Below are 19,410 nucleotides of genomic sequence, written 5' to 3' on the forward strand. Positions count from 1 at the left end.
ATGTACGGGAGACACACGGCGGGTGCTAACGTCCGTCGTGAAAAGGGAAACAACCCAGACCCACAGCTAAGGTCCCAAATTTCGTGCTAAGTGGAAAACGATGTGGAAAGGCACAGACAGCCAGGAGGTTGGCTTAGAAGCAGCCACCCTTTAAAGAAAGCGTAATAGCTCACTGGTCGAGTCGGTCTGCGCGGAAGATTTAACGGGGCTAAGCACGAAACCGAAGCTTGGGGTGCATAACTTTGTTATGCGCGGTAGAGGAGCGTTCCGTAAGCCTGCGAAGGTGGCTTGAGAAGGCTGCTGGAGGTATCGGAAGTGCGAATGCTGACATGAGTAACGATAATGCGGGTGAAAAGCCCGCACGCCGAAAGCCCAAGGTTTCCTTGCGCAACGTTAATCGACGCAGGGTTAGTCGGTCCCTAAGGCGAGGGCGAAAGCCGTAGTCGATGGGAAGCAGGTTAATATTCCTGCACCTCGCGTGAGTGCGATGGAGGGACGGAGAAGGTTAGGTGTACCGGGCGTTGGTTGTCCCGGGGAAAGGCGGTAGGTTTGGATCTTTGGCAAATCCGGGATCCTTTAAGACCGAGCACCGAGACGAGTCCTTTAGGACGAAGTCACTGATACCACGCTTCCAGGAAAAGCTCCTAAGCTTCAGCTCACGCAGACCGTACCGTAAACCGACACAGGTGGGTAGGATGAGAATTCTCAGGCGCTTGAGAGAACTCGGGTGAAGGAACTAGGCAACATGGCACCGTAACTTCGGGAGAAGGTGCACCCCCTTTGGTGGCCCATGCGGGCTATAGCTGAGGGGGGTCGCAGAAACCAGGCCGCTGCGACTGTTTATCAAAAACACAGCACTCTGCAAACACGAAAGTGGACGTATAGGGTGTGACGCCTGCCCGGTGCTGGAAGGTTAATTGATGGGGTCAGCCGCAAGGCGAAGCTCTTGATCGAAGCCCCAGTAAACGGCGGCCGTAACTATAACGGTCCTAAGGTAGCGAAATTCCTTGTCGGGTAAGTTCCGACCTGCACGAATGGCGTAACGACAGCGGCGCTGTCTCCACCCGAGACTCAGTGAAATTGAAATCGCTGTGAAGATGCAGCGTTCCCGTGGCAAGACGGAAAGACCCCGTGAACCTTTACTATAGCTTTACATTGAACGTTGAGTTCGTCTGTGTAGGATAGGTGGGAGGCTATGAAACCGAGGCGCTAGCTTCGGTGGAGCCATCCTTGAAATACCACCCTGATGTGCTTGACGTTCTAACCTAGGTCCGTAATCCGGATCGGGGACCATGTATGGTGGGTAGTTTGACTGGGGCGGTCTCCTCCCAAAGAGTAACGGAGGAGCTCGAAGGTACGCTCAGCGCGGTCGGACATCGCGCACTGTGTGCAAAGGCATAAGCGTGCTTGACTGCGAGATCGACGGATCAAGCAGGTACGAAAGTAGGACTTAGTGATCCGGTGGTTCTGTATGGAAGGGCCATCGCTCAACGGATAAAAGGTACTCCGGGGATAACAGGCTGATACCGCCCAAGAGTTCATATCGACGGCGGTGTTTGGCACCTCGATGTCGGCTCATCACATCCTGGGGCTGTAGTCGGTCCCAAGGGTATGGCTGTTCGCCATTTAAAGTGGTACGCGAGCTGGGTTCAGAACGTCGTGAGACAGTTCGGTCCCTATCTGCCATGGGCGTTGGAGATTTGAGAGGGGCTGCTCCTAGTACGAGAGGACCGGAGTGGACGAACCTCTGGTGTTCCGGTTGTCACGCCAGTGGCATTGCCGGGTAGCTATGTTCGGAAGCGATAACCGCTGAAAGCATCTAAGCGGGAAGCGCGCCTCAAGATGAGATCTCCCGGGGCACAAGCCCCCTGAAGGAACCATCAAGACTAGGTGGTTGATAGGTCAGGTGTGTAAGTGGGGCAACCCATTGAGCTAACTGATACTAATGATCCGTGCGGCTTGACCATATAACCTCAAGTGGCCTTGGACTCGACGATATCGTCAGAGAAAATCCAATGCCCGCTACGTCACAAGACCCTATGAGAGATTGGCGCCTTAATCCGTTAACTGGATGGCGACGCTCCAACCCTCTCCCTGGTGAAATTAGCGCTGTGGTCCCACCCGTTCCCATCCCGAACACGGAAGTGAAACGCAGCCGCGCCGATGGTAGTGTGGCTTAAGCCATGCAAGAGTAGGTCATCGCCAGGGGCTTTATCCCAAAACCCCCAGCCGTAAGGCTGGGGGTTTTTTCTTGCGCGGCTTTCGCCAACAATCGAATTTCATCTCATCGAGGGGGGGCGAAGCATGAGGTTGTGTCGGATAGCGTTGGCCAGTGCGCTGTCAATCTGTATCGATGGGGCGTCGGCCGAAGGCGTGTCTGCAGAGGTGAGCCGCGTGCACGAGGACGCGATCGTGCTGGATACCCATCTGGATACGCCGGCCAACTTCCGTCGTCCCGGCTGGAGCATCGTCGACGACCATGCGCACGAAGGCGATCTCTCGCAAGTGGATCTTCCGCGCATGAAGGCGGGTGGCCTGGATGGGGGCTTCTGGGTCATCTACACCGCACAGGGCGCCCGTGACGAAGCCGGGAAGCATGCCGCACGCGACCACGGGCTGGATCGTCTTGTGAGCATCCGTGAAATGCTGGCGGCGAATGCAGGAGACATGGAGCTCGCGCTTACCGCGGACGATGCGGAACGCATCGCGAAAGCCGGAAAGCGTGTCTCCTTCATCAGCATGGAGAACGCAGCGCCGCTCGCCAGCGATCCCAGCCTGCTGACCGCCTACCATCGGCTCGGGCTGAGGATGCTCGGCATCACGCATGTACGGAACAACGATTTCGGTGATTCGTCGACGGACCCGGCAGGTGCAGAGTGGAGTGGTCTGAGTCCTGCCGGCAAGGCATTGGTGCAGGAAGCCAACCGCCTCGGCATCGTGCTGGATGCTTCGCATGCCAGTGACGCGGTCTTCGATCAGTTGCTTGCGTTGTCGCAGACCCCGATTGTCCTGTCGCATACCAGTGCGGATGCCCTGTATGACCATCCGCGGAACATCGATGACGGCCGGCTCCGCCAGTTGGCGGTGAAAGGCGGCGTCATCCACGTGAATGCATACGGTGGCTATCTGATCGATATCCCGAAGATTCCCGAGCGCGAGACAGCTATGGGCGCGCTGAGTGAGAAGTACGGACCCGAGAGCGAACTCGCGGTAGATCGCGTGCCCGCTTATCTGGCGGAACGAAGGGCGATCGAGGCGCGATACCCCGCCAGGCACGCGACCTTCGACGACTACATGGCGCACGTGCTTCACATCCTGAAGGTGGCCGGCGTGGATCATGTCGGCATCGGTGCCGATTGGGACGGTGGCGGCGGCGTGGCAGGGCTGGAAGACGTCAGCGCGTTGCCGAAGATTACCGAAGCGCTGCTGGCGGCCGGCTACACGGAGCAGGATGTGCGGAAGATATGGAGTGGCAATCTGCTGCGCGTGATCCGGGAGGCGCAGGCGATCGCGTCATCAGAGGGCTGAAGCCGGTTTCGTCTTGGCGTAATGCGGCGCGCGGGAAAGTGGTTCGGACGCATGGCCCCAAGAGGGAGGCATCATGGAAGAGTCGATCACCGCCAGGCGATTCATCGCCGCGCTTCCCCGTGACATTCCGCGGCACTGGTTGCCGGACAATGAAGTCGTTTCGTCGCTGCTCAACGCTTACACCATCCTGGTGCCGGCCAATGAGGCGTTCTATATCCGCACGCTCAATGCCTGCCTGCCGAAGGTGCATGACGACGCCCTGCGCCAGCGCTGCCAGGCATTCATCCGGCAGGAGGCGCAGCATGGCGTTGCGCACAAGCGCTACTGGGGCAATCTGGATGCGCAGGGCTACGCATACCGGGGCATCGAGCGCGCGGTGGATCGGGGCATCTTCCGTGTGATGGATCGTGTCGCGCCGTTGTGGTTGCGCGTGTCGCTGGTGAGTTGCGTCGAACACATCAACGCCTTCCTCGGCTACGAGTTCCTGACGCAATCCATCCTTGCGGATGCCGATCCGCGCGTGCGCGACCTGATGGAGTGGCACTTCGCCGAGGAGATCGAGCACCGGGCGGTGGCGTTCGACCTGCTGCAGGCGGTCTCGCCCCGCTATGCCGTACGGGTGCTGGGTGCGGTGATGACCACCTCGCTCTTCTATCTGCTGCTCGTGGGGCTGGCGGCGTCGCTGCTCGTGCAGGATCGCCGGCTGTTGCGGTTGGCCACGTGGCGCCAACTGACGCACCACGTCGGCGCAGGGCATGGCATGGGCCGACGGACGCTGCGGCATCTGACGGAGTACCTGCGCCCCGGCTTCCATCCTTCCCGGCTGGCGGCGGACGCCGATGCCATGGCCGCGACGGTGCTGCGGCGGCAGGCGACTGCCGTGCCGCCTTCCGTCATGCCGATGCCGCCGCCGCGGACCTGAACGAAAGCCTTTCGTCCGCCTCAGGGAATGACGAGGGTCGAGGGCAGTACCTGCAAGTCTCTGATTACAAAGGCAGGTTGGTGCGAGCTGGATCGGCGGCTGTTCGTTGCACCACTGGAACAATACGGAACTTCCGGCACGGTTAGCAGTCGAACTCCCCGACTGCTAACATCCATGCCCATGAGCCAGAACACCCCCACTACCGCCCTGGTCACCAACAACCTGCCGATCCCCAGCGCCCTGGGTTCGCTCGACGCCTATATCAGCGCCGTGCACCAGATTCCGGTGCTGACGGTGGAAGACGAGCGCGCGCTCGCCAACCGTTACCGCGAGGACGAAGACCTCGACGCCGCCCGCGAACTGGTGCATTCGCACCTGCGCTTCGTGGTGCACGTGGCGCGCGGCTACAACGGCTATGGCCTGCCGCTCGGCGACCTGATCCAGGAAGGCAACATCGGCCTGATGAAGGCGGTGAAGCGCTTCGACCCCGACATGGGTGTGCGCCTGGTGAGCTTCGCGGTGCACTGGATCCGTGCGGAGATGCACGAGTTCATTCTGAAGAACTGGCGCATCGTCAAGGTCGCCACGACCAAGGCGCAGCGCAAGCTGTTCTTCAACCTGCGCAAGTCGAAGACGCGCCTGGGCTGGATGAATGCCGAAGAGGTCAGCGCCATCGCGAAGGACCTGAATGTCTCCGAGCGGGAAGTGATGGAGATGGAGTCGCGCCTTTCCGGCCGCGACATCGGCTTCGATGCGCCTTCGGACGAAGACGAAGACCACGCGCCGCCCTCGCCGGCCAGCTACCTGGTCGCGCGGGACGAGGATCCGTCGCAGGCGTACGAGCGTGCCGACAGCGAAGACAACCAGATGGAACTGCTGCGCGAAGGCCTGGCGAATCTCGACGAGCGCTCGCGCGACATCATCAAGCGCCGCTGGCTGGACGGCGAGAGCAAGGTCACGCTGCAGGAGCTGGCGGACGAATACGGCATTTCCGCCGAACGTGTCCGTCAGGTCGAGGCCAATGCGCTGAAGAAGATGAAGGCGCTGTTCGCCGCCTGACCTTCCTGGTTGTGACGTGATATCGAAGAGGCCCCACCGGGGCCTCTTCTCTTTTGTGGCGTGCGCATCGGGGGATGTGGTCCACTACGCCGCGACCCGACATGGGTGGCGCTATAACCGGAAGGAGCAGGGCATGGGGTGGGGCAACAAGCGACGGGGGCTGTTCGTGTGGGTGTTGGCAGCGGCGAGCGGTCTCGCTGCTTCGTCGGGTTTCGCGGCGTCGCACGCGGCCGACGATGGCAACACGAAATCGTCGGAAGGACAGGGCGGCGTCCGCTTCTCCATCGATCGCGAAGAGTACGACGCGCAGGCACGCGCCGCGATGCAGGTGGATCCCGTGGTCGCTGCGCATCTTGGCGCGATCCGCACGGTCGCGCTTGATGACGCCGCGAGCATGGACGAGCCGGGTCCCGACGTGCTGGTGTTCGATGTCGAGGGCAGCCGCGGCAAGGGACGTGTCACCGCGCGCTTCATCACCGTCAGCGCCACGCAGGAGGCCCTGGGTCCCGGCATGCTGGTCATGGCCGACGGCACCCGGCACGAGATCGAAGGCGATGCCGACGCGCTGGCCGCGGAGGATGGCCCTCCTTTGCACGACCACGCGCATGACGAAGACGTCGAAGCAGGCGCGAATGCCTTCATTCGCCAGGCGCAGGAGGCAGCGCAGCGTTATCCCCTGATCCGCCAGCACATCGGCCAGATCGCCAGCTTCGAGATCGACACCGATGCCACCGGTGCCGCACCGGGCATGAACACCTTCGTGTTCGACGTCGCTGGCGACAAGGGACGTGGGCGGCTCGAGGCCGACTTCATCACCGTCAGCGCCGACACCGAGCGCCTCGGCAAGGGCGTGCTGACGCTGGCGGGCGGTCGCAAGCTGTCGTTCGAAGGTGAGCCCCGCGGTGAGGACGAGCCGGAGGACGGCGTCAGCGCCGCTGACCTGTTCGGCGGCGACAACATCTTCACCCGCCAGGCGCGTGTGGCGGTGCAGCGCTATCCGCTGGTGCAACAGCACATCGGTACGCTCGCATCGTTCGAGCTCGATCTCGCTGCCACCGGCGAGGCGGAAGGCGCCGAAGAGTTCGTGTTCGCGCTCACCGGCGACAAGGGGCGCGGACGCATCCTCGCCGAGTTCATCACGGTCGATGCCGACACCGAACGCCTGGGCAGGGGCGTGCTGACCTTGGCGGATGGCCGCGAGATCGCCTTCGAGGGCGAGGCGCCGATGGAAGGCGAACTCGCCGCGCCGCGCATCGATTCGGATCGTGGCGAGGCCCCTGACACGTTCGCGCGCCAGGACGGGATCTTCGTGCTGCAGGCCAACGCGGCCATGCAGGCGCACCCGGTCGTGCAGCGCCATATCGGCGATATCCGCGAAGCCGCCTTCGACCGCGACGCGTCGTGGAAGGCGGACGGCGAGCGCTACATCTTCGACTTGAAAGGCAGCAAGGGCCAGGGACGCCTGGAGGCCGAATTCATCACCGTCGATGCCGACAGTGAGCGGATCGGCGACGGTGAGCTGGTCATGGCCGACGGCAAGCGTTACCCGCTGGACGGCAAGTAGGTCGCGCAAGATCCGGATAGCGCCGCCGGTGAGGCGGCGCGAGCATGGCATCACTGCTTCGGAGTGATGCCATGTCGTTCGTGATCCGCGGGCTCTCGCCCGAACCGTTCCGCCCCCTGTTCGCCCTAGACGATGCCGCGCTGGCGGCACGCAACATCCGTCGCGTCATCGCGGACAGCGATCGAGGATTTCCCTGCCGCGTCACGCTGCAGGACGCGCGACAGGGCGAAGCGTTGTTGCTGCTGCCCTATCTGCACCACGATGTCGCGGGGCCGTATCGGGCGAGCGGTCCGATCTACGTGCGCGAAGCCGCCATGCAGGGTTGGACCGCCGAATTCCACGATCAACTGCCGCCCTCGTTTCCCCGCCGGCTATTGTCGCTGCGCGCCTACGATGCCGATGGCTTGATGCGCGACGCCGAGGTCGTGGAGGGCGTTGAAGCGATGCCGTACCTGCAACGCCTGCTTGACCAGCCGGGCGTCGCGTACCTTCACGTGCACAACGCACGTCCCGGCTGCTACGCCTGCCGCGTCGACCCGGCCTGATCCTCGTCCTTGCCCAGGATGATCCGCGCGCCGCGCTGGTAGCTCCAGTACGCCCAGCACCAGTTCAGAAGCACGACCAGCCGGTTGCGGAAGCCGATCAGGAAGAACACGTGCGCGGTCAGCCAGAACCACCACGCCAGCAGGCCGGAGAACTTCAACCGGCCGAAGTCCACTACCGCCGCCATGCGACCGATGGTCGCGAGGTTGCCGTAGTCCTGATAGCGGAATGCACCGGGCGACGTGCCGCCTGACAGTCGTGCACGGAGCACCTGTGCCACGTGCCGGCCCATCTGCTTGGCCGCCGGTGCAACGCCGGGAACCGCTCGACCGTCCGACGTCACCGCAGCCAGGTCGCCGGCGATGAAGATGTCGGGATGCCCCGGCACGCTGAGGTCGGGCTGCACCAGCACGCGTCCGGCGCGATCCAGCGGCACGCCAAGTGAGCGCGCCAGCGGTGATGCGGCCACGCCGGCGGCCCAGACCACGGTCTTGGCCGGGACGAAGGTGTCGCCCAGCCGGTAGCCGTCGTCGGTGATATCGCTGACCGGCGTGCCGGTGACGACCTCCACGCCGAGTTTCTCCAGTTGCTTGCGGGCCTTGTCCGACAGCGCCTCGGGAAACGATGCCAGCACGCGTGGTCCCGCTTCCACCAGGCGCACGCGGGCCTGCGAGGGATCGATGTTGCGGAACTCGTTGGTCAGCGTGTGCCGTGCGATCTCGGCCAGTGTGCCCGCCAGCTCCACGCCGGTCGGGCCGCCGCCGACGATGGCGAAGCTGAGCCACGCGGCGCGTTTCGCCGGATCGGTTTCGGCCTCGGCGCGCTCGAACGCGAGCAGCAGGTGGCGGCGCAACTGCAGCGCGTCGTCGAGCGTCTTCAGTCCCGGCGCGTGCCGGGCCCATTCGTCGTGGCCGAAGTAGGCATGCGTCGCGCCGGTCGCCAGCAGCAGGTGGTCGAACGCGAGCGTCGTGCCGTCGGCGAACACGATCTGCTTGTCCTGCGGCGCGATCGACGCCACCTCGGCCAGCCGCACTTCCACGTTCTTCTGCTTGCGCAGGATGTGGCGCAGCGGCGCGGCGATATCGGGGGCGGACAGGCCGGCGGTGGCCACCTGGTACAGCAGCGGCTGGAACAGGTGGTGGTTGTGCCTGTCGATCAGGGTGATGCGGACCGGTGCGTTCGCCAGGGCGCGCGTGGTCCAGAGGCCACCAAAACCGCCGCCGACGATGACCACATGGGGACGTGCTGCCTGCATGCTCGATTCTCCTGGCACCGCACGCGATTGTCGCATGCGGCGCATGCCGATCAGGTCGGGTCGCGGTCGATCAGCGAGGTCTCGCGCGTGTCCGGCATCCACAGGTAGACCAGCAGCGAGCAGGCGATGCAGGCGGTGACGTACCAGTAGAAGCCGGTCTCGTGGCCGATGCGCTTGAACCACAGCGCCACCGCATCGGCGGTGCCGCCGAAGATCGCCACGGTCAGCGCGTACGGCAGGCCGACGCCGAGCGCGCGGATCTCCACCGGGAACAGTTCCGCCTTCACCACCGCATTGATCGCGGTGTAGCCGCTGACGATCACCAGCGCCGCCATCACCAGCCAGAACGCCTGCGCGGCGCTCTGTACGTCCTGCAGCTGGCTGAGGATCGGCACGGTGCACAGGGTGCCCAGCACGCCGAACGCGATCAGGATGCGCCGCCGTCCGATCCGGTCCGACAGCGCGCCGACCACCGGCTGCAGCAGCATGTAGAAGAACAGCGTGGACGCATTGATCAGGCTGGCGGTCTCGGCCGCCATGCCGGCGCTGTTGACCAGGAACTTGTGCACGTAGGTGGTGTACGTATAGAACGCCAGCGTGCCGCCCATGGTCAGGCCGACCACCGCGAACACCGCGCGCGGATGCCGCATCAGCGCACGCAGCGTGCCCTCGGCGCGCTGCTGTCCCGTCGCCGCCGCGTCGTTGCGTTGGAACGACTCGGTTTCCACCATGTTCCGGCGCAGCCACAGCGCCACCAGCGCCGCCACCGCGCCGATCGCGAACGGAATGCGCCAGCCCCATTCGCGCAGCTGGTCGTCGGTGAGGAACACGCGCTGCAAGGCGATCAGCACCCCCAGCGCGATCAGGTGGCCCATTACCAGGGTGACGTACTGGAAGCTCGACCAGAAGCCGCGATGCTCGCGCGTGGCCATCTCGCTGAGATAGGTTGCCGACGTGCCGTACTCGCCGCCGACCGACAGGCCCTGCAGCAACCGCGCCAGCACCAGCAGGATCGGCGCGGCGATGCCGATGCTGGCGTAACCGGGCGTGCAGGCGATGATCAGCGAGCCGGCGCACATCATCACCACCGACAGCATCAGCGCGCGTTTGCGACCATGGCGGTCGGCATAGCGGCCGAGCAGCCAGCCGCCGAGCGGACGCATCAGGAAACCCACCGCGAAGATCACCGCCGTCTTCAGCAACTGGCTGGTGCGGTCGCCGCCCGGGAAGAACACCTCGGCGAAGTACAGCGAGAACGCCGCGTACACGTACCAGTCGTACCACTCCACCAGATTGCCGACCGAACCGCTGAAGATGCTGCGCAGCCGCTGGGTGGGGGTCAGGGCGGTACGTGGCGTCTGCGTCATCAATAGAGGTCCATGGGATCGACATCGAGCGACCAGCGCGTGCGGCGCGCTTCCGGCAGGGCGTGGATGTCCGGCAGGGCGAGATCGAGCGTGCGATGCAGCGTGCGGCGCTCGGGCGAGGTCAGCAACAGCTGCACGCGGTGCAGGCCGGCGCGGCGTGGCATCGGCGCCGGCAGCGGACCGTGCATTTCGAGCGTCGCATCGTGCCGGCGCAGCGCCTGCTTCGCCGCCTGCAGGAACTGCTGGGCGGCGTCGACATGCTGGGCTTCGGCGCGCAGCAGGGCGAGGTGCGCGAACGGCGGGAAGCCGGCCATGCGCCGCTGCTCGAGCTCCGCTTCGGCGAACGCGTGGTAGCCGCCGCTGATCAGCGTGTTCAACAGCGGATGGTCGGGATGGTGCGTCTGCAGCCACACGTCGCCGCGCTTGCCCGCGCGCCCTGCGCGACCGGCCACCTGGATCAGCTGTTGCGCCAGCTTCTCGCCGGCACGGAAATCGGTGGAGAACAGGCCTTCGTCCACGCCGACGACCGCCACGCGCGTCAGGTGCGGCAGATCGTGGCCCTTGGCCAGGATCTGCGTGCCGACGAGGATGCCGGGCGCGTCGCCCAGCTTCGCCAGCTGCTGCGCCAGACCGTCGCGCTTCTGGGTGGTGCCGCGATCGACACGCAGCACGGGTACGTCGGTGAACTGTTCGGTCAGCAACTCCTCCAGCCGTTCGGTGCCGATGCCCTGCGGCTGCAAGGCCAGTCCGCCGCAGTCGGGGCAGGCCGGCGGCGCCGCCTGGCGCGCGCCGCAGTGATGGCATTGCAGACGCTTGCCACCGGCATGCACGGTCATCGGGCTGTCGCAGCGTTTGCAGTGCGCGCTCCAGCCGCAGTCGTGGCACAGCAGCACGGGCGCGTAGCCGCGGCGGTTCTTGAACACCAGCACCTGGCCGCCGGCGTCCAGCGCCTGGCGGATCGCCTGCAGCGTGTCGGCCAGCAGGCCCGCCTGTTGCAGGCGCTTGCGGACGTCGAGCACGCGGACGGTCGGCGGCTGCGCCTCGCCCGCGCGGCGCGACAGGCGCAGGTGCACGTAGCGGCCCGTGCGCGCGTTGTGCAGCGTTTCCAGCGACGGCGTGGCGCTGCCCAGCACCACCGGCACGTCCAGCGCCTTGCCGCGCACCAGCGCGAAATCGCGCGCGTGGTAGCGGATGCCGTCCTGCTGCTTGTAGCTGCCGTCATGCTCCTCGTCGACCACGATCAGCCCGGCCTCGGGCAGCGGGGTGAACACCGCCGAGCGCGTGCCCACGATCACCCGTGCCTCGCCGCGCAGGCAGGCCGCCCACGTACGGGCGCGCTCGCCATCGTTGAGGCCGGAGTGCAACGCGTGCACCGGCACGCCCAGCCGTTCGCGGAAGCGCGCCAGCGTCTGCGGGGTCAGGCCGATCTCCGGCACCAGCACCAGCGCCTGCCGTCCACGCCGCAGGCAGTCGGCGATGGCATGCAGGTAGACCTCGGTCTTGCCGCTGCCGGTCACGCCGTCGAGCAGCAGGGCGCCGAAACCCGCGGTGCCGACGATGGCATCGGCCGCCGCCTGCTGCTCGTCGTTGAGCGCGGGACCGGGACGGGGTGTCGGTGCCGCAGGCGTGGCGGCGGCGGGAAAGCGTTCGGCCAGGCCGCGTTTGCCCAGGTCGCGCGCGGTGGCGCGGCCGCTGTCCAGGTGCAGGTCCAGCACGTCTTCGTCGAGCGAAGAGTGCTCGGACAGCAGGTCGGCCAGGCGGCGCGGCCGGCTGCCGGCGCGCAGGCGGTCGCGCTGCAACTGGCCGGCTTCGGTCAGGCGCCAGTGCCAGGCATGGGTGTCGGGCAACGGATCGCCCTGGCGCAGCGCGGTGGGCAGCGCGGTCGCGACCACCTCGCCCAGCGGGGCGTGGGTGTAGCGGGCCAGCCAGTGCAGCGAGTCGAGCAACTCGCCCCGCAGCAAGGGCGCATCGTCCAGCAGGGCATCGGCCGGGCGCAGCTCGAGGGTAGGGTCGGCCGGCGGGCCGACCTGGGCGACGAGACCGGTCAGTGACCGGTTGCCGAACATCACCTTCACCCGCTTGCCGACGTCCCCGGGGGAGGCGACGAGACCGGGCGGTGGCAGATAGTCGAACAGCCGTGGCAGCGGCACGGGCAGGGCGACCTGGAGGACGGAAACGGGCGGCATTTCGGGCAGTGTATCGGCCCGTCCGGGCGCGGGTCACATCTCACGCAGTTGCGTCCATGTCCTGTCAGAATCTTGACGAAATTCACGCAAGTGCTGATCCCTGAAGGAGATTCCGGTTTATCCACACCTGCTGTGGATAAATCTGTGCATGGCGGGAATGCTTCACGGCGCGACGGCGCTTCCATAAGCCTCCGGACCGGGTTGGCCAAAAAAGTGCCAGAACGACTTTATTCAATGTAATCAGACACTTGGGCGTGAAACGCGATTGACATATGGCATCGGTCCGATTCACGGGGGCAGTGGATGACAGATCGGTGACTGCTGTGCACAACGTTTTTCGCCGAAACCCTTGTGCCGCCGGGGAGAGCAGATTTCGACGCCCTGTCAAGCATCCGTACGGGCGCCCCGGGTGACTATGATCGGCACGTCCGCAACCGGTTCCAAGATGGTCTCTTCCCCCGCCTCGTCTTCTCCCGCGCCCGCCGCGCTTGCCGCCTTCCTCCGCGGCTGCGAACGCCGGGGGGCCGTGTTCGCCGAACTCCAGTGCGGCAATGCCGATCGCGGCGACGTGGCCCTGGCCGCGGCCCTACGCGCGTTCCGCGGCAAGGCCGCCGCCCTGCCGATGGCGGACTGGCCGGTGCGCTTCTGGGCGCTGCTGGCGGCGACGCCGCAGTTGCGCGCCGACGGTCCTGCCGCCCGCTGGCCCGGCGCGTTCGCCGCCCTGGCCCGTCCCGCCACCGCGGACCGCGCGGCCTTGCTGCTGCGCCTCGCCGGGGGGCTGCAGGAGGCGGAGGCGGCCAACGCCCTGGGCCTCGATGGCGCGGCCTACCGCGACGCGCTGGCCCGCGCCTGTCCGCGGGACAGCCTGGGCCACCCCGATGCCGGTGCCTGGCGCGCCTTGGCCGACGCCATCCAGCAGCATCTTCGCGAACTGCCCGATGATCGGCTGGCCACGCTCGCGCGCCTGCGCGAGGACGCACTCGCCGGCACGCGGTTGCCGCCTGTCGAGGCCAAGGCGCCCGCGCCGGCCGTTGCGCGGACGCCCCGGCGCTGGCCGTGGATCCTGTCGGCCCTTGTCCTGCTGGCCGCGCTGGCGGCCGGACTGTGGTGGTGGCGGGGTTCCGGATTGTCGACGTCGTCCGCGTTGCCCCAGGCGATTCCGACCGACGAAGACGGCGTATCGCCACTGCCGCCCGATCCGGAGATCACATCGATCGCGCTTCCCGCCGACAACACGCCGCTGCCAGCCCCGGCCGAAGCGGTCGCGCCTGCATCGCACCCGGACTTCCAGCTCCTCACGGACGCCGACGATGAAGCGCGTGCGCGCGAGGCGGATTTCCTGGCCTGGTATGTCGCGGGTGCCGGTGCCACCGCGGCGCCTTCGCCCGATGCGGATGCAGGAGGAGCAGATGCGCGTTGACCGCAGGCGCCGTGCCGCAGCCTGCGTGATGGCAGGCTTTGCCGTCGTGGTGGGCATTGCCGCGTCGACCGCGCAGGATGCCGCGAATGCCACCCGCTGGGCCGCGATGTCGCCGGCCGCGCAGGCCGACTGGCAGCAGCGCCGGTCGGCGTGGGATGCCTTGCCGAGGCACGAGCGTGAGGACCGGCGCGCGCGCTATGCCGCCTGGCGTGCGCTGGACGAGGTGCAGCGTGCACGCCTGCGCGCCGCCGCCCGCGAGATCGCGGCGCTGCCGCCGGAGCACCAGGCCGCGCTGCGCACGCAGTTCAGCGTGCTGGACGGCATGCAGCGGCAGGGCTGGCGGCTGGGGCCGGAACTCGGCGCGGACTGGCCGCGACTGCAGCCGCTGTTCGCGTACGTTCCGCCGGAAGAGCGCGATGGCCTGCTCGCATTGCTGCGGCGCCTGGATGCGGAACAGCGCGACGATCTTGCTGCGCTGGCGCAACGCCTGCCGCCGCAGGACCGCGAGGGATTCCGTCGTGCGTTGCTGGCCGTGCCCGAGGGCCAGCGCCGCGCGTGGCTGCGGCAGCGACGGGACCGTTAGCCGCGCTCCACGCTACGTCGCTAGGCGTTTACCCAGGTCGTCAGCGTCAGGAAGATCAGCGCCGTCAGCAGCATCATGAAGTACAGCGCGCCCAGCACCGAAAACTTGATCAGCGTGACGATCTTGTGCTGCCGGTACACGCGCTGCTGCATCTTCAGCAGGTAGATCGGCATCCACACCAGGATCGCCGTCAGCACCGTCCAGTAGGGGATCTTCCACCAGAAACTGTCCGTCGCAATCACGCTGCCGAGCGCCTGGGTGAGGCACAGCGCCAGGATGCAGAGGCACAGGTAGGCATGGCTGTATAGCGCCACGACCAAGTGCTCCAGATAGACGCGCCGCGTCCCGATGTAGGCGAGTTTCAGCAGCAGGGCGAAGACGGGCACCAGCACGAACAGCGCCGACGGTACCGAGCCGATCAGACGGGTGAAGAAATACTCGGGGTCCTCCGCCACGCGCGGCATGTTCTGCTCGGCACGCGCCAACTTCCTGTTGATCCAGCCGTTGGCGAAATCGGGTAGCCAGCCGATCTTCACCGGGTTGCTCTGGGCGTCGAACGGTTTGTCGCCGATCGAGATCAGCGAGCCTTGCGGCACCTCCGGCAGCGGCTTGCCCTCCGGATAAGGATCGGGTTGCGCCAATGCCGGATGATCCGGTTGCAACTGGATAATCCGTTCGCGCGCCAGTCGCTGGGTGGCGAAGATGTTCTGGTCCATGCGCTCGCGCACGAAGCCCAGGCCGGGAGGAAGCGTGGTCCGTGCCGCCACCAGGCCTTCCAGGGTGCGGTCGCGCTCCTTGATGACGGCCTCGACCGTGGTCTGCCTGGCGAAGCTGATGCCGGACTCGTCCGGCTTGGCGACCAGGTTGGTCTGGCCGTCCGCGGTCGGTGGCGGCTCCGGCAGCCTCACTTCGCCGATATGCAGGGTCAGCCTGGCGACGAAGAACGTCAGCACGCTGACGATGACGAACAGCCGCAGCGGCGCCACGTACGGCGCGCGGTGGCCGGCCAGGTAGGCGTTGGCCAGCTTGCCGGGCGAGAGCAGGGTGCGCAGGGTGCGGAAGATGCGCCCGTCCAGGTGCCAGAACGATTCGAACACCTCTTCCACCGCATGCCCGAAGCTGCGCAGCGGGTTGTGCGCGTTCTGTCCGCAGACGTGGCAGAAGCCGCCCTGCAGCGGCGTCCTGCAGTTGTCGCACGCGCTGGCGTGCACGGCGTCGGCATCGTGCGATGGGGTCATGGGGCGTTCGGGTGGCGCGGCGGGCGAGCGGGTAAGATACCGGCCTCCCGTGACCCGGTGCCAGCGCGATGCCGCGCGACCGCAGTCCGGCGGTTGATCCTCATGTCCGTCTCCCCCTCCCCGACCCCGCGCTTCGGCCAGGAAGTGCGCGCCACGGGCACGCTCGCTTTGCCGCTGGTGCTGGGCCACGTGTCCACCGGCCTGATCGGCTTCGTCGACAACGTCATCGCCGGCCACCACGCCACTGCCACGCTGGCGGCCGTGACCGTGGGCACCGCGCTGCTGTGGCTGCCGATGATGGTGCCGATCGGCACGCTGATCTCGCTGACCGCGTCGGTGTCGCAGCTCGATGGCGCCAACCGGCGCGGCGAGATCGCGCCGCTGTTCCGCCAGGCGCTGTGGCTGTCGCTGGGTCTGGGCCTGCTGATGTTCGCCTTCCTCAGCGTGGCGCCGTACGCGCTGGCCGCGTTCGGCATCGCGCCCGACATCATTCCCGGCGCGACCGCCTTCCTGCACGGCATCCGCTGGGGCGTGCCGGCGCTGACGTTCTACTTCTGCATGCGTTACCTGAGCGAAGGCACGCACTGGACGCTGCCGACGATGATCCTCGGCTTCGGCGGCCTGCTGGTGCTGGCGCCGGTGGGCTACGTGCTGGCGTTCGGCAAGTTCGGCTTTCCGGAGCTGGGCGCGGGCGGGCTGGGCATCGCGTCGGCGCTGACCATGTGGCTGCAGGCGATCGCGTTCGCGATCTACCTGACGCGTGCGCGCCGCTTCGCCGACCTGCAGCTGTTCGCGCGGTTCGATCCGCCGCGTCGCGCGCCGATCATGCAGCTGCTGCGCACCGGCCTGCCGATCGGCATCACCGTGCTGATGGAGGGCAGCCTCTTCATCGTCACCGCGCTGCTGATCGCGCGCCTCGGCGCCATCCCGGCGGCGGCGCACCAGATCGCCATCAACGTGTCGGCGCTGTGCTTCATGATCCCGATGGGCGTGGCCGAGGCCACCACGGTGCGCGTGGGCCATGCGGTGGGCGCGGGCAACACGCCGGGCATCCGCCGCGCCGCGCACGCGGGCTACGTCATCGTACTGGCCACGCAGGCGATCTCGGCGCTGTTCCTGCTGCTCGGCCACGACCTGGTGGTGTCGCTGTACACCGATGACCTGGCGGTGGCCACGCTGGCCGGCACGCTGCTGCTGTTCGCGGCGGCGTTCCAGTTCCCCGACGGCATCCAGGTGCTGTCGGCCGGCGCGCTGCGCGGACTGAAGGACACCCGCGTGCCGATGTGGCTGGCGGTGGTCTCGTACTGGGGCCTGGGCATGCCGCTGGGCGCCGGACTGGGCCTGGGGCTCGGCTGGGGCCCGCAGGGCATGTGGCTGGGCCTGATCGTCGGCCTGACCGCCGCGGCCGTGCTGCTGGGCTGGCGCTTCGAGCGCAGCAGCCGGCGATGGTCCACGGCTCCCGCCCCGGTCACGGTGACCAACGGGGCATGAAACCCTCACACGCGCACGCTACAGTGGCCCCAGTTTCCCGGAGTTTTCCATGAACCAAGTCGCACCCCCGCCGCGTCGCAGCCCCATCGTCGCCTTCTTCGTCGGCCTGTGGGACGTGATGAACTTCACCCGCAAGCTGGTCCTCAACCTGATCTTCTTCGGGTTGCTGTTCCTGGTCTTCATCGTGTTCGTCATCGCCGCCGGCAGTGGCGGGGTGAAGCCGATGATGGAGCGCACCACCTTCGTGCTTGCGCCGGAAGGCCGCCTGGTCGAGCAGTTCACCACCGATCCCGCCACGCGCGCGCTGGCCAAGGCGTTCGGCGACAAGAGCGCCGAGGAAGTGCAGCTGCGCGACCTGCTGCGCGCCATCGAGGCCGCGCAGAAGGACGACAAGATCGAGCGCATGCTGTTGCGCGTGGACCAGCTGCAGCCCACCGGCTACGCCTCGCTGCGTGAAGTCGCCGCGGCGCTCGCGAAGTTCCGTGCCTCCGGCAAGCAGATCGTCGCCTTCGGCGAGAACATCAGCCAGACGCAGTACCTGCTGGCCGCGCAGGCCGACGAGGTCTATCTCGACCCGATGGGCAGCCTGATGCTGGAGGGCCTGGGCCGCTACCGCCAGTACTACCGCGAAGGCCTGCAGGAAAAGCTCGGCGTGGACGTGCACCTGTTCAAGGTGGGCGAGTACAAGTCGGCCGCCGAACCCTACGTGCTGGATGGCGCGTCGAAGGAAGCCAAGGAAGCCGACCTGTTCTGGATGAACGACGTGTGGCAGCGCCTGCTGGCCGACATCGCCAAGGTTCGCAAGACCACGCCGGAAGCGCTGGCCGCCGGCATCGACACGTTGCCTGAAGGCGTCGCCGCCGCCGGTGGCGATCTGGCCAAGTACGCGCTGCAGCAGAAGCTGGTCGACGGCCTGAAGACGCAGGAAGAGGTGGAGAACCTGCTGATCGAGCGCGGCGTGGCCGACGAGGATTCGGACACCGGCTTCCGCGCCGTCGGCCTGGCCGGTTACCTGACCCATCTCGACGCCAAGATCAATCCGCTCGACAAGCGTCCGCAGGTCGCGGTGGTGGTGGCGGAAGGCGAGATCACTGACGGCGACCAGCCGGCCGGCCGCGTCGGTGGCCTGTCCACCTCGGCGCTGCTGCGCGAGGCGCGCGACGACGACGACGTGAAGGCCGTGGTGCTGCGCGTGGATTCGCCCGGCGGCGGCGTCTATGCCTCCGAGCAGATCCGCCGCGAAGTGGCCGCGCTGAAGAAGGCCGGCAAGCCGGTGGTCGTCTCGATGGGTGACCTGGCCGCATCCGGTGGTTACTGGATCAGCATGAATGCCGACCGCATCTACGCCGACCCGTCCACCATCACCGGTTCGATCGGCATCTTCGGCGTGATCCCCACCGTGCCGCGCACGCTGGAGAAGATCGGCGTGCGCACCGACGGCGTGGGCACCACCCGCTTCGCCGGCGCGTTCGACATCACCCGTCCGCTGGACCCGGCCGTGGGCCAGGTGATCCAGTCGGTCATCGACAAGGGCTACGCCGATTTCACCGGCAAGGTCGCCGAGGCCCGCAGGAAGCCGGTCGAAGAGATCGATGCCGTCGCGCGCGGTCGCGTATGGAGCGGTGCGCAGGCGAAGGAGCGCGGGCTGGTCGACGAACTCGCCGGATTCGACGCGGCGGTGGCCGACGCGGCCAAGCGCGCCAAGCTGGGCGAGCCGGACAAGTACCGCGTGCGCTACATCGAGAAGATGTCCTCGCCGTTCTCGCAGTTCATGGGCGGCTTCGCCGGCAGCCGCATCGGTGCGGCCTGGCTGAAGGATTCCGACTTCGCCCGCGCGCTGCTGGCGCGCAGCCTGCCGGAGATGGAAGCGCAGCTGCGCTTCGTCGACGAGGCGGTGAACGATCGCAACGGCGCGCCGGTGAAGAGCCTGGCGTACTGCTTCTGCGGGTTCTGAGTTCCCGCGACAACGCGTGATCGACGGGCCGCGTGGGCAACCGCGCGGCCCGTTGCGTCTTGGGGTGTCGAATCCCGAAGGGCGACGTCGCGTGCCACGCGGCGCCATCCGTGCCGTGTGGCGATGATCCGCAGGACTCAGGAGGTCGCGGGCGCCGCCTGCGGTTCCGGTGGCTCGTCGGTGGGCGGTGGCTCGGGGGCGCGGCAGGCGGTGCAGGCCAGCAAGGCGATGGCGAGCAGGGTGAGGCGGAGCCGGGTCATGGCGACGGTCCTCCTGTGACGTGGCGCTATGCTACGCCCA

The 19,410-nt window shown here is 66.8% G+C and carries 14 protein-coding genes and 2 rRNA genes (1 of these 16 running past the window's edge); 11 read left to right on the forward strand and 5 right to left on the reverse strand.

Translation table 11 applies throughout. The features are described from left to right. The 7 genes from ACGHX3_RS01920 to ACGHX3_RS01950 form a co-directional block, all read left to right on the forward strand. Positions 1 to 1,967: ribosomal RNA gene (locus tag ACGHX3_RS01920) — 23S ribosomal RNA — on the forward strand (it extends 912 nt beyond the left edge of the window). Positions 1,968 to 2,093: 126 nt separating this feature from the next. Then, positions 2,094 to 2,208: ribosomal RNA gene (gene rrf, locus ACGHX3_RS01925) — 5S ribosomal RNA — on the forward strand. Positions 2,209 to 2,304: 96 nt separating this feature from the next. Next, positions 2,305 to 3,528, forward strand: a complete 1,224-nt coding sequence (locus ACGHX3_RS01930) for a dipeptidase (RefSeq protein ID WP_394696200.1) — start codon at positions 2,305 to 2,307, stop codon at positions 3,526 to 3,528. 73 nt (positions 3,529 to 3,601) lie between these two features. After that, positions 3,602 to 4,450, forward strand: a complete 849-nt coding sequence (locus ACGHX3_RS01935) for a metal-dependent hydrolase (protein ID WP_394696201.1) — start codon at positions 3,602 to 3,604, stop codon at positions 4,448 to 4,450. A 180-nt stretch (positions 4,451 to 4,630) separates the two neighbouring features. Continuing rightward, a complete protein-coding gene (gene rpoH / locus ACGHX3_RS01940; protein ID WP_213604413.1) occupies positions 4,631 to 5,509 on the forward strand; it encodes an RNA polymerase sigma factor RpoH in 879 nt (292 codons plus the stop codon). Positions 5,510 to 5,642: 133 nt separating this feature from the next. Then, complete coding sequence (locus tag ACGHX3_RS01945) at positions 5,643 to 7,073, forward strand: hypothetical protein (protein WP_394696202.1); 1,431 nt, start codon at positions 5,643 to 5,645, stop codon at positions 7,071 to 7,073. Positions 7,074 to 7,144: 71 nt separating this feature from the next. Beyond that, positions 7,145 to 7,618 (forward strand): DUF1203 domain-containing protein, encoded by a 474-nt coding sequence (locus ACGHX3_RS01950; protein ID WP_394696203.1) that lies wholly within the window; start codon positions 7,145 to 7,147, stop codon positions 7,616 to 7,618. Here ACGHX3_RS01950 and ACGHX3_RS01955 read toward each other — a convergent pair. From ACGHX3_RS01955 to ACGHX3_RS01965, 3 genes are read right to left on the reverse strand one after another with little or no spacing between them, the layout of a single operon-like run. Further along, positions 7,591 to 8,871 (reverse strand): NAD(P)/FAD-dependent oxidoreductase, encoded by a 1,281-nt coding sequence (locus ACGHX3_RS01955; RefSeq protein ID WP_394696204.1) that lies wholly within the window; start codon positions 8,869 to 8,871, stop codon positions 7,591 to 7,593. The two genes, ACGHX3_RS01950 and ACGHX3_RS01955, sit on opposite strands and share 28 nt — an antisense overlap. A gap of 50 nt (positions 8,872 to 8,921) precedes the next feature. Continuing rightward, positions 8,922 to 10,238, reverse strand: coding sequence for an MFS transporter (locus ACGHX3_RS01960; protein ID WP_394696205.1), 1,317 nt, complete (start codon positions 10,236 to 10,238; stop codon positions 8,922 to 8,924). Next, positions 10,238 to 12,424 carry a primosomal protein N' gene (locus ACGHX3_RS01965; protein WP_394696206.1) on the reverse strand — a complete coding sequence of 729 codons (2,187 nt, stop codon included), beginning with the start codon at positions 12,422 to 12,424 and terminating at the stop codon, positions 10,238 to 10,240. The genes ACGHX3_RS01960 and ACGHX3_RS01965 overlap by 1 nt, the downstream gene beginning before the upstream one ends. Positions 12,425 to 12,869: 445 nt before the next feature. Here ACGHX3_RS01965 and ACGHX3_RS01970 point away from each other — a divergent pair, with 445 nt between their 5' ends. After that, positions 12,870 to 13,844 (forward strand): hypothetical protein, encoded by a 975-nt coding sequence (locus tag ACGHX3_RS01970; protein ID WP_394696207.1) that lies wholly within the window; start codon positions 12,870 to 12,872, stop codon positions 13,842 to 13,844. After that, positions 13,834 to 14,427 (forward strand): DUF3106 domain-containing protein, encoded by a 594-nt coding sequence (locus ACGHX3_RS01975; protein WP_394696208.1) that lies wholly within the window; start codon positions 13,834 to 13,836, stop codon positions 14,425 to 14,427. The genes ACGHX3_RS01970 and ACGHX3_RS01975 overlap by 11 nt, the downstream gene beginning before the upstream one ends. Before the next feature lie 20 nt (positions 14,428 to 14,447). Here the strand turns inward: ACGHX3_RS01975 and ACGHX3_RS01980 are convergent, their stop codons facing one another. After that, on the reverse strand, positions 14,448 to 15,665 hold the full coding sequence (locus ACGHX3_RS01980; protein WP_394696209.1) for a DUF3667 domain-containing protein: 1,218 nt from the start codon (positions 15,663 to 15,665) through the stop codon (positions 14,448 to 14,450). Positions 15,666 to 15,767: 102 nt separating this feature from the next. On the opposite strand from ACGHX3_RS01980, the gene ACGHX3_RS01985 reads away from it, so the two are divergent. Together ACGHX3_RS01985 and sppA are read left to right on the forward strand one after the other, a co-directional pair. Next, on the forward strand, positions 15,768 to 17,156 hold the full coding sequence (locus ACGHX3_RS01985; RefSeq protein WP_394696210.1) for an MATE family efflux transporter: 1,389 nt from the start codon (positions 15,768 to 15,770) through the stop codon (positions 17,154 to 17,156). Positions 17,157 to 17,205: 49 nt separating this feature from the next. Next, complete coding sequence (gene sppA / locus ACGHX3_RS01990) at positions 17,206 to 19,110, forward strand: signal peptide peptidase SppA (RefSeq protein WP_394696211.1); 1,905 nt, start codon at positions 17,206 to 17,208, stop codon at positions 19,108 to 19,110. Positions 19,111 to 19,247: 137 nt separating this feature from the next. Here the strand turns inward: sppA and ACGHX3_RS01995 are convergent, their stop codons facing one another. Further along, positions 19,248 to 19,370: a hypothetical protein gene (locus tag ACGHX3_RS01995; protein WP_394696212.1), complete on the reverse strand. Its 123-nt coding sequence runs from the start codon at positions 19,368 to 19,370 to the stop codon at positions 19,248 to 19,250. Positions 19,371 to 19,410 lie beyond the last annotated feature (40 nt).

Origin of the sequence: Pseudoxanthomonas japonensis, from assembly GCF_043632995.1 — a bacterium.
Classification (GTDB): Bacteria; Pseudomonadota; Gammaproteobacteria; order Xanthomonadales; family Xanthomonadaceae; genus Pseudoxanthomonas_A; species Pseudoxanthomonas_A japonensis.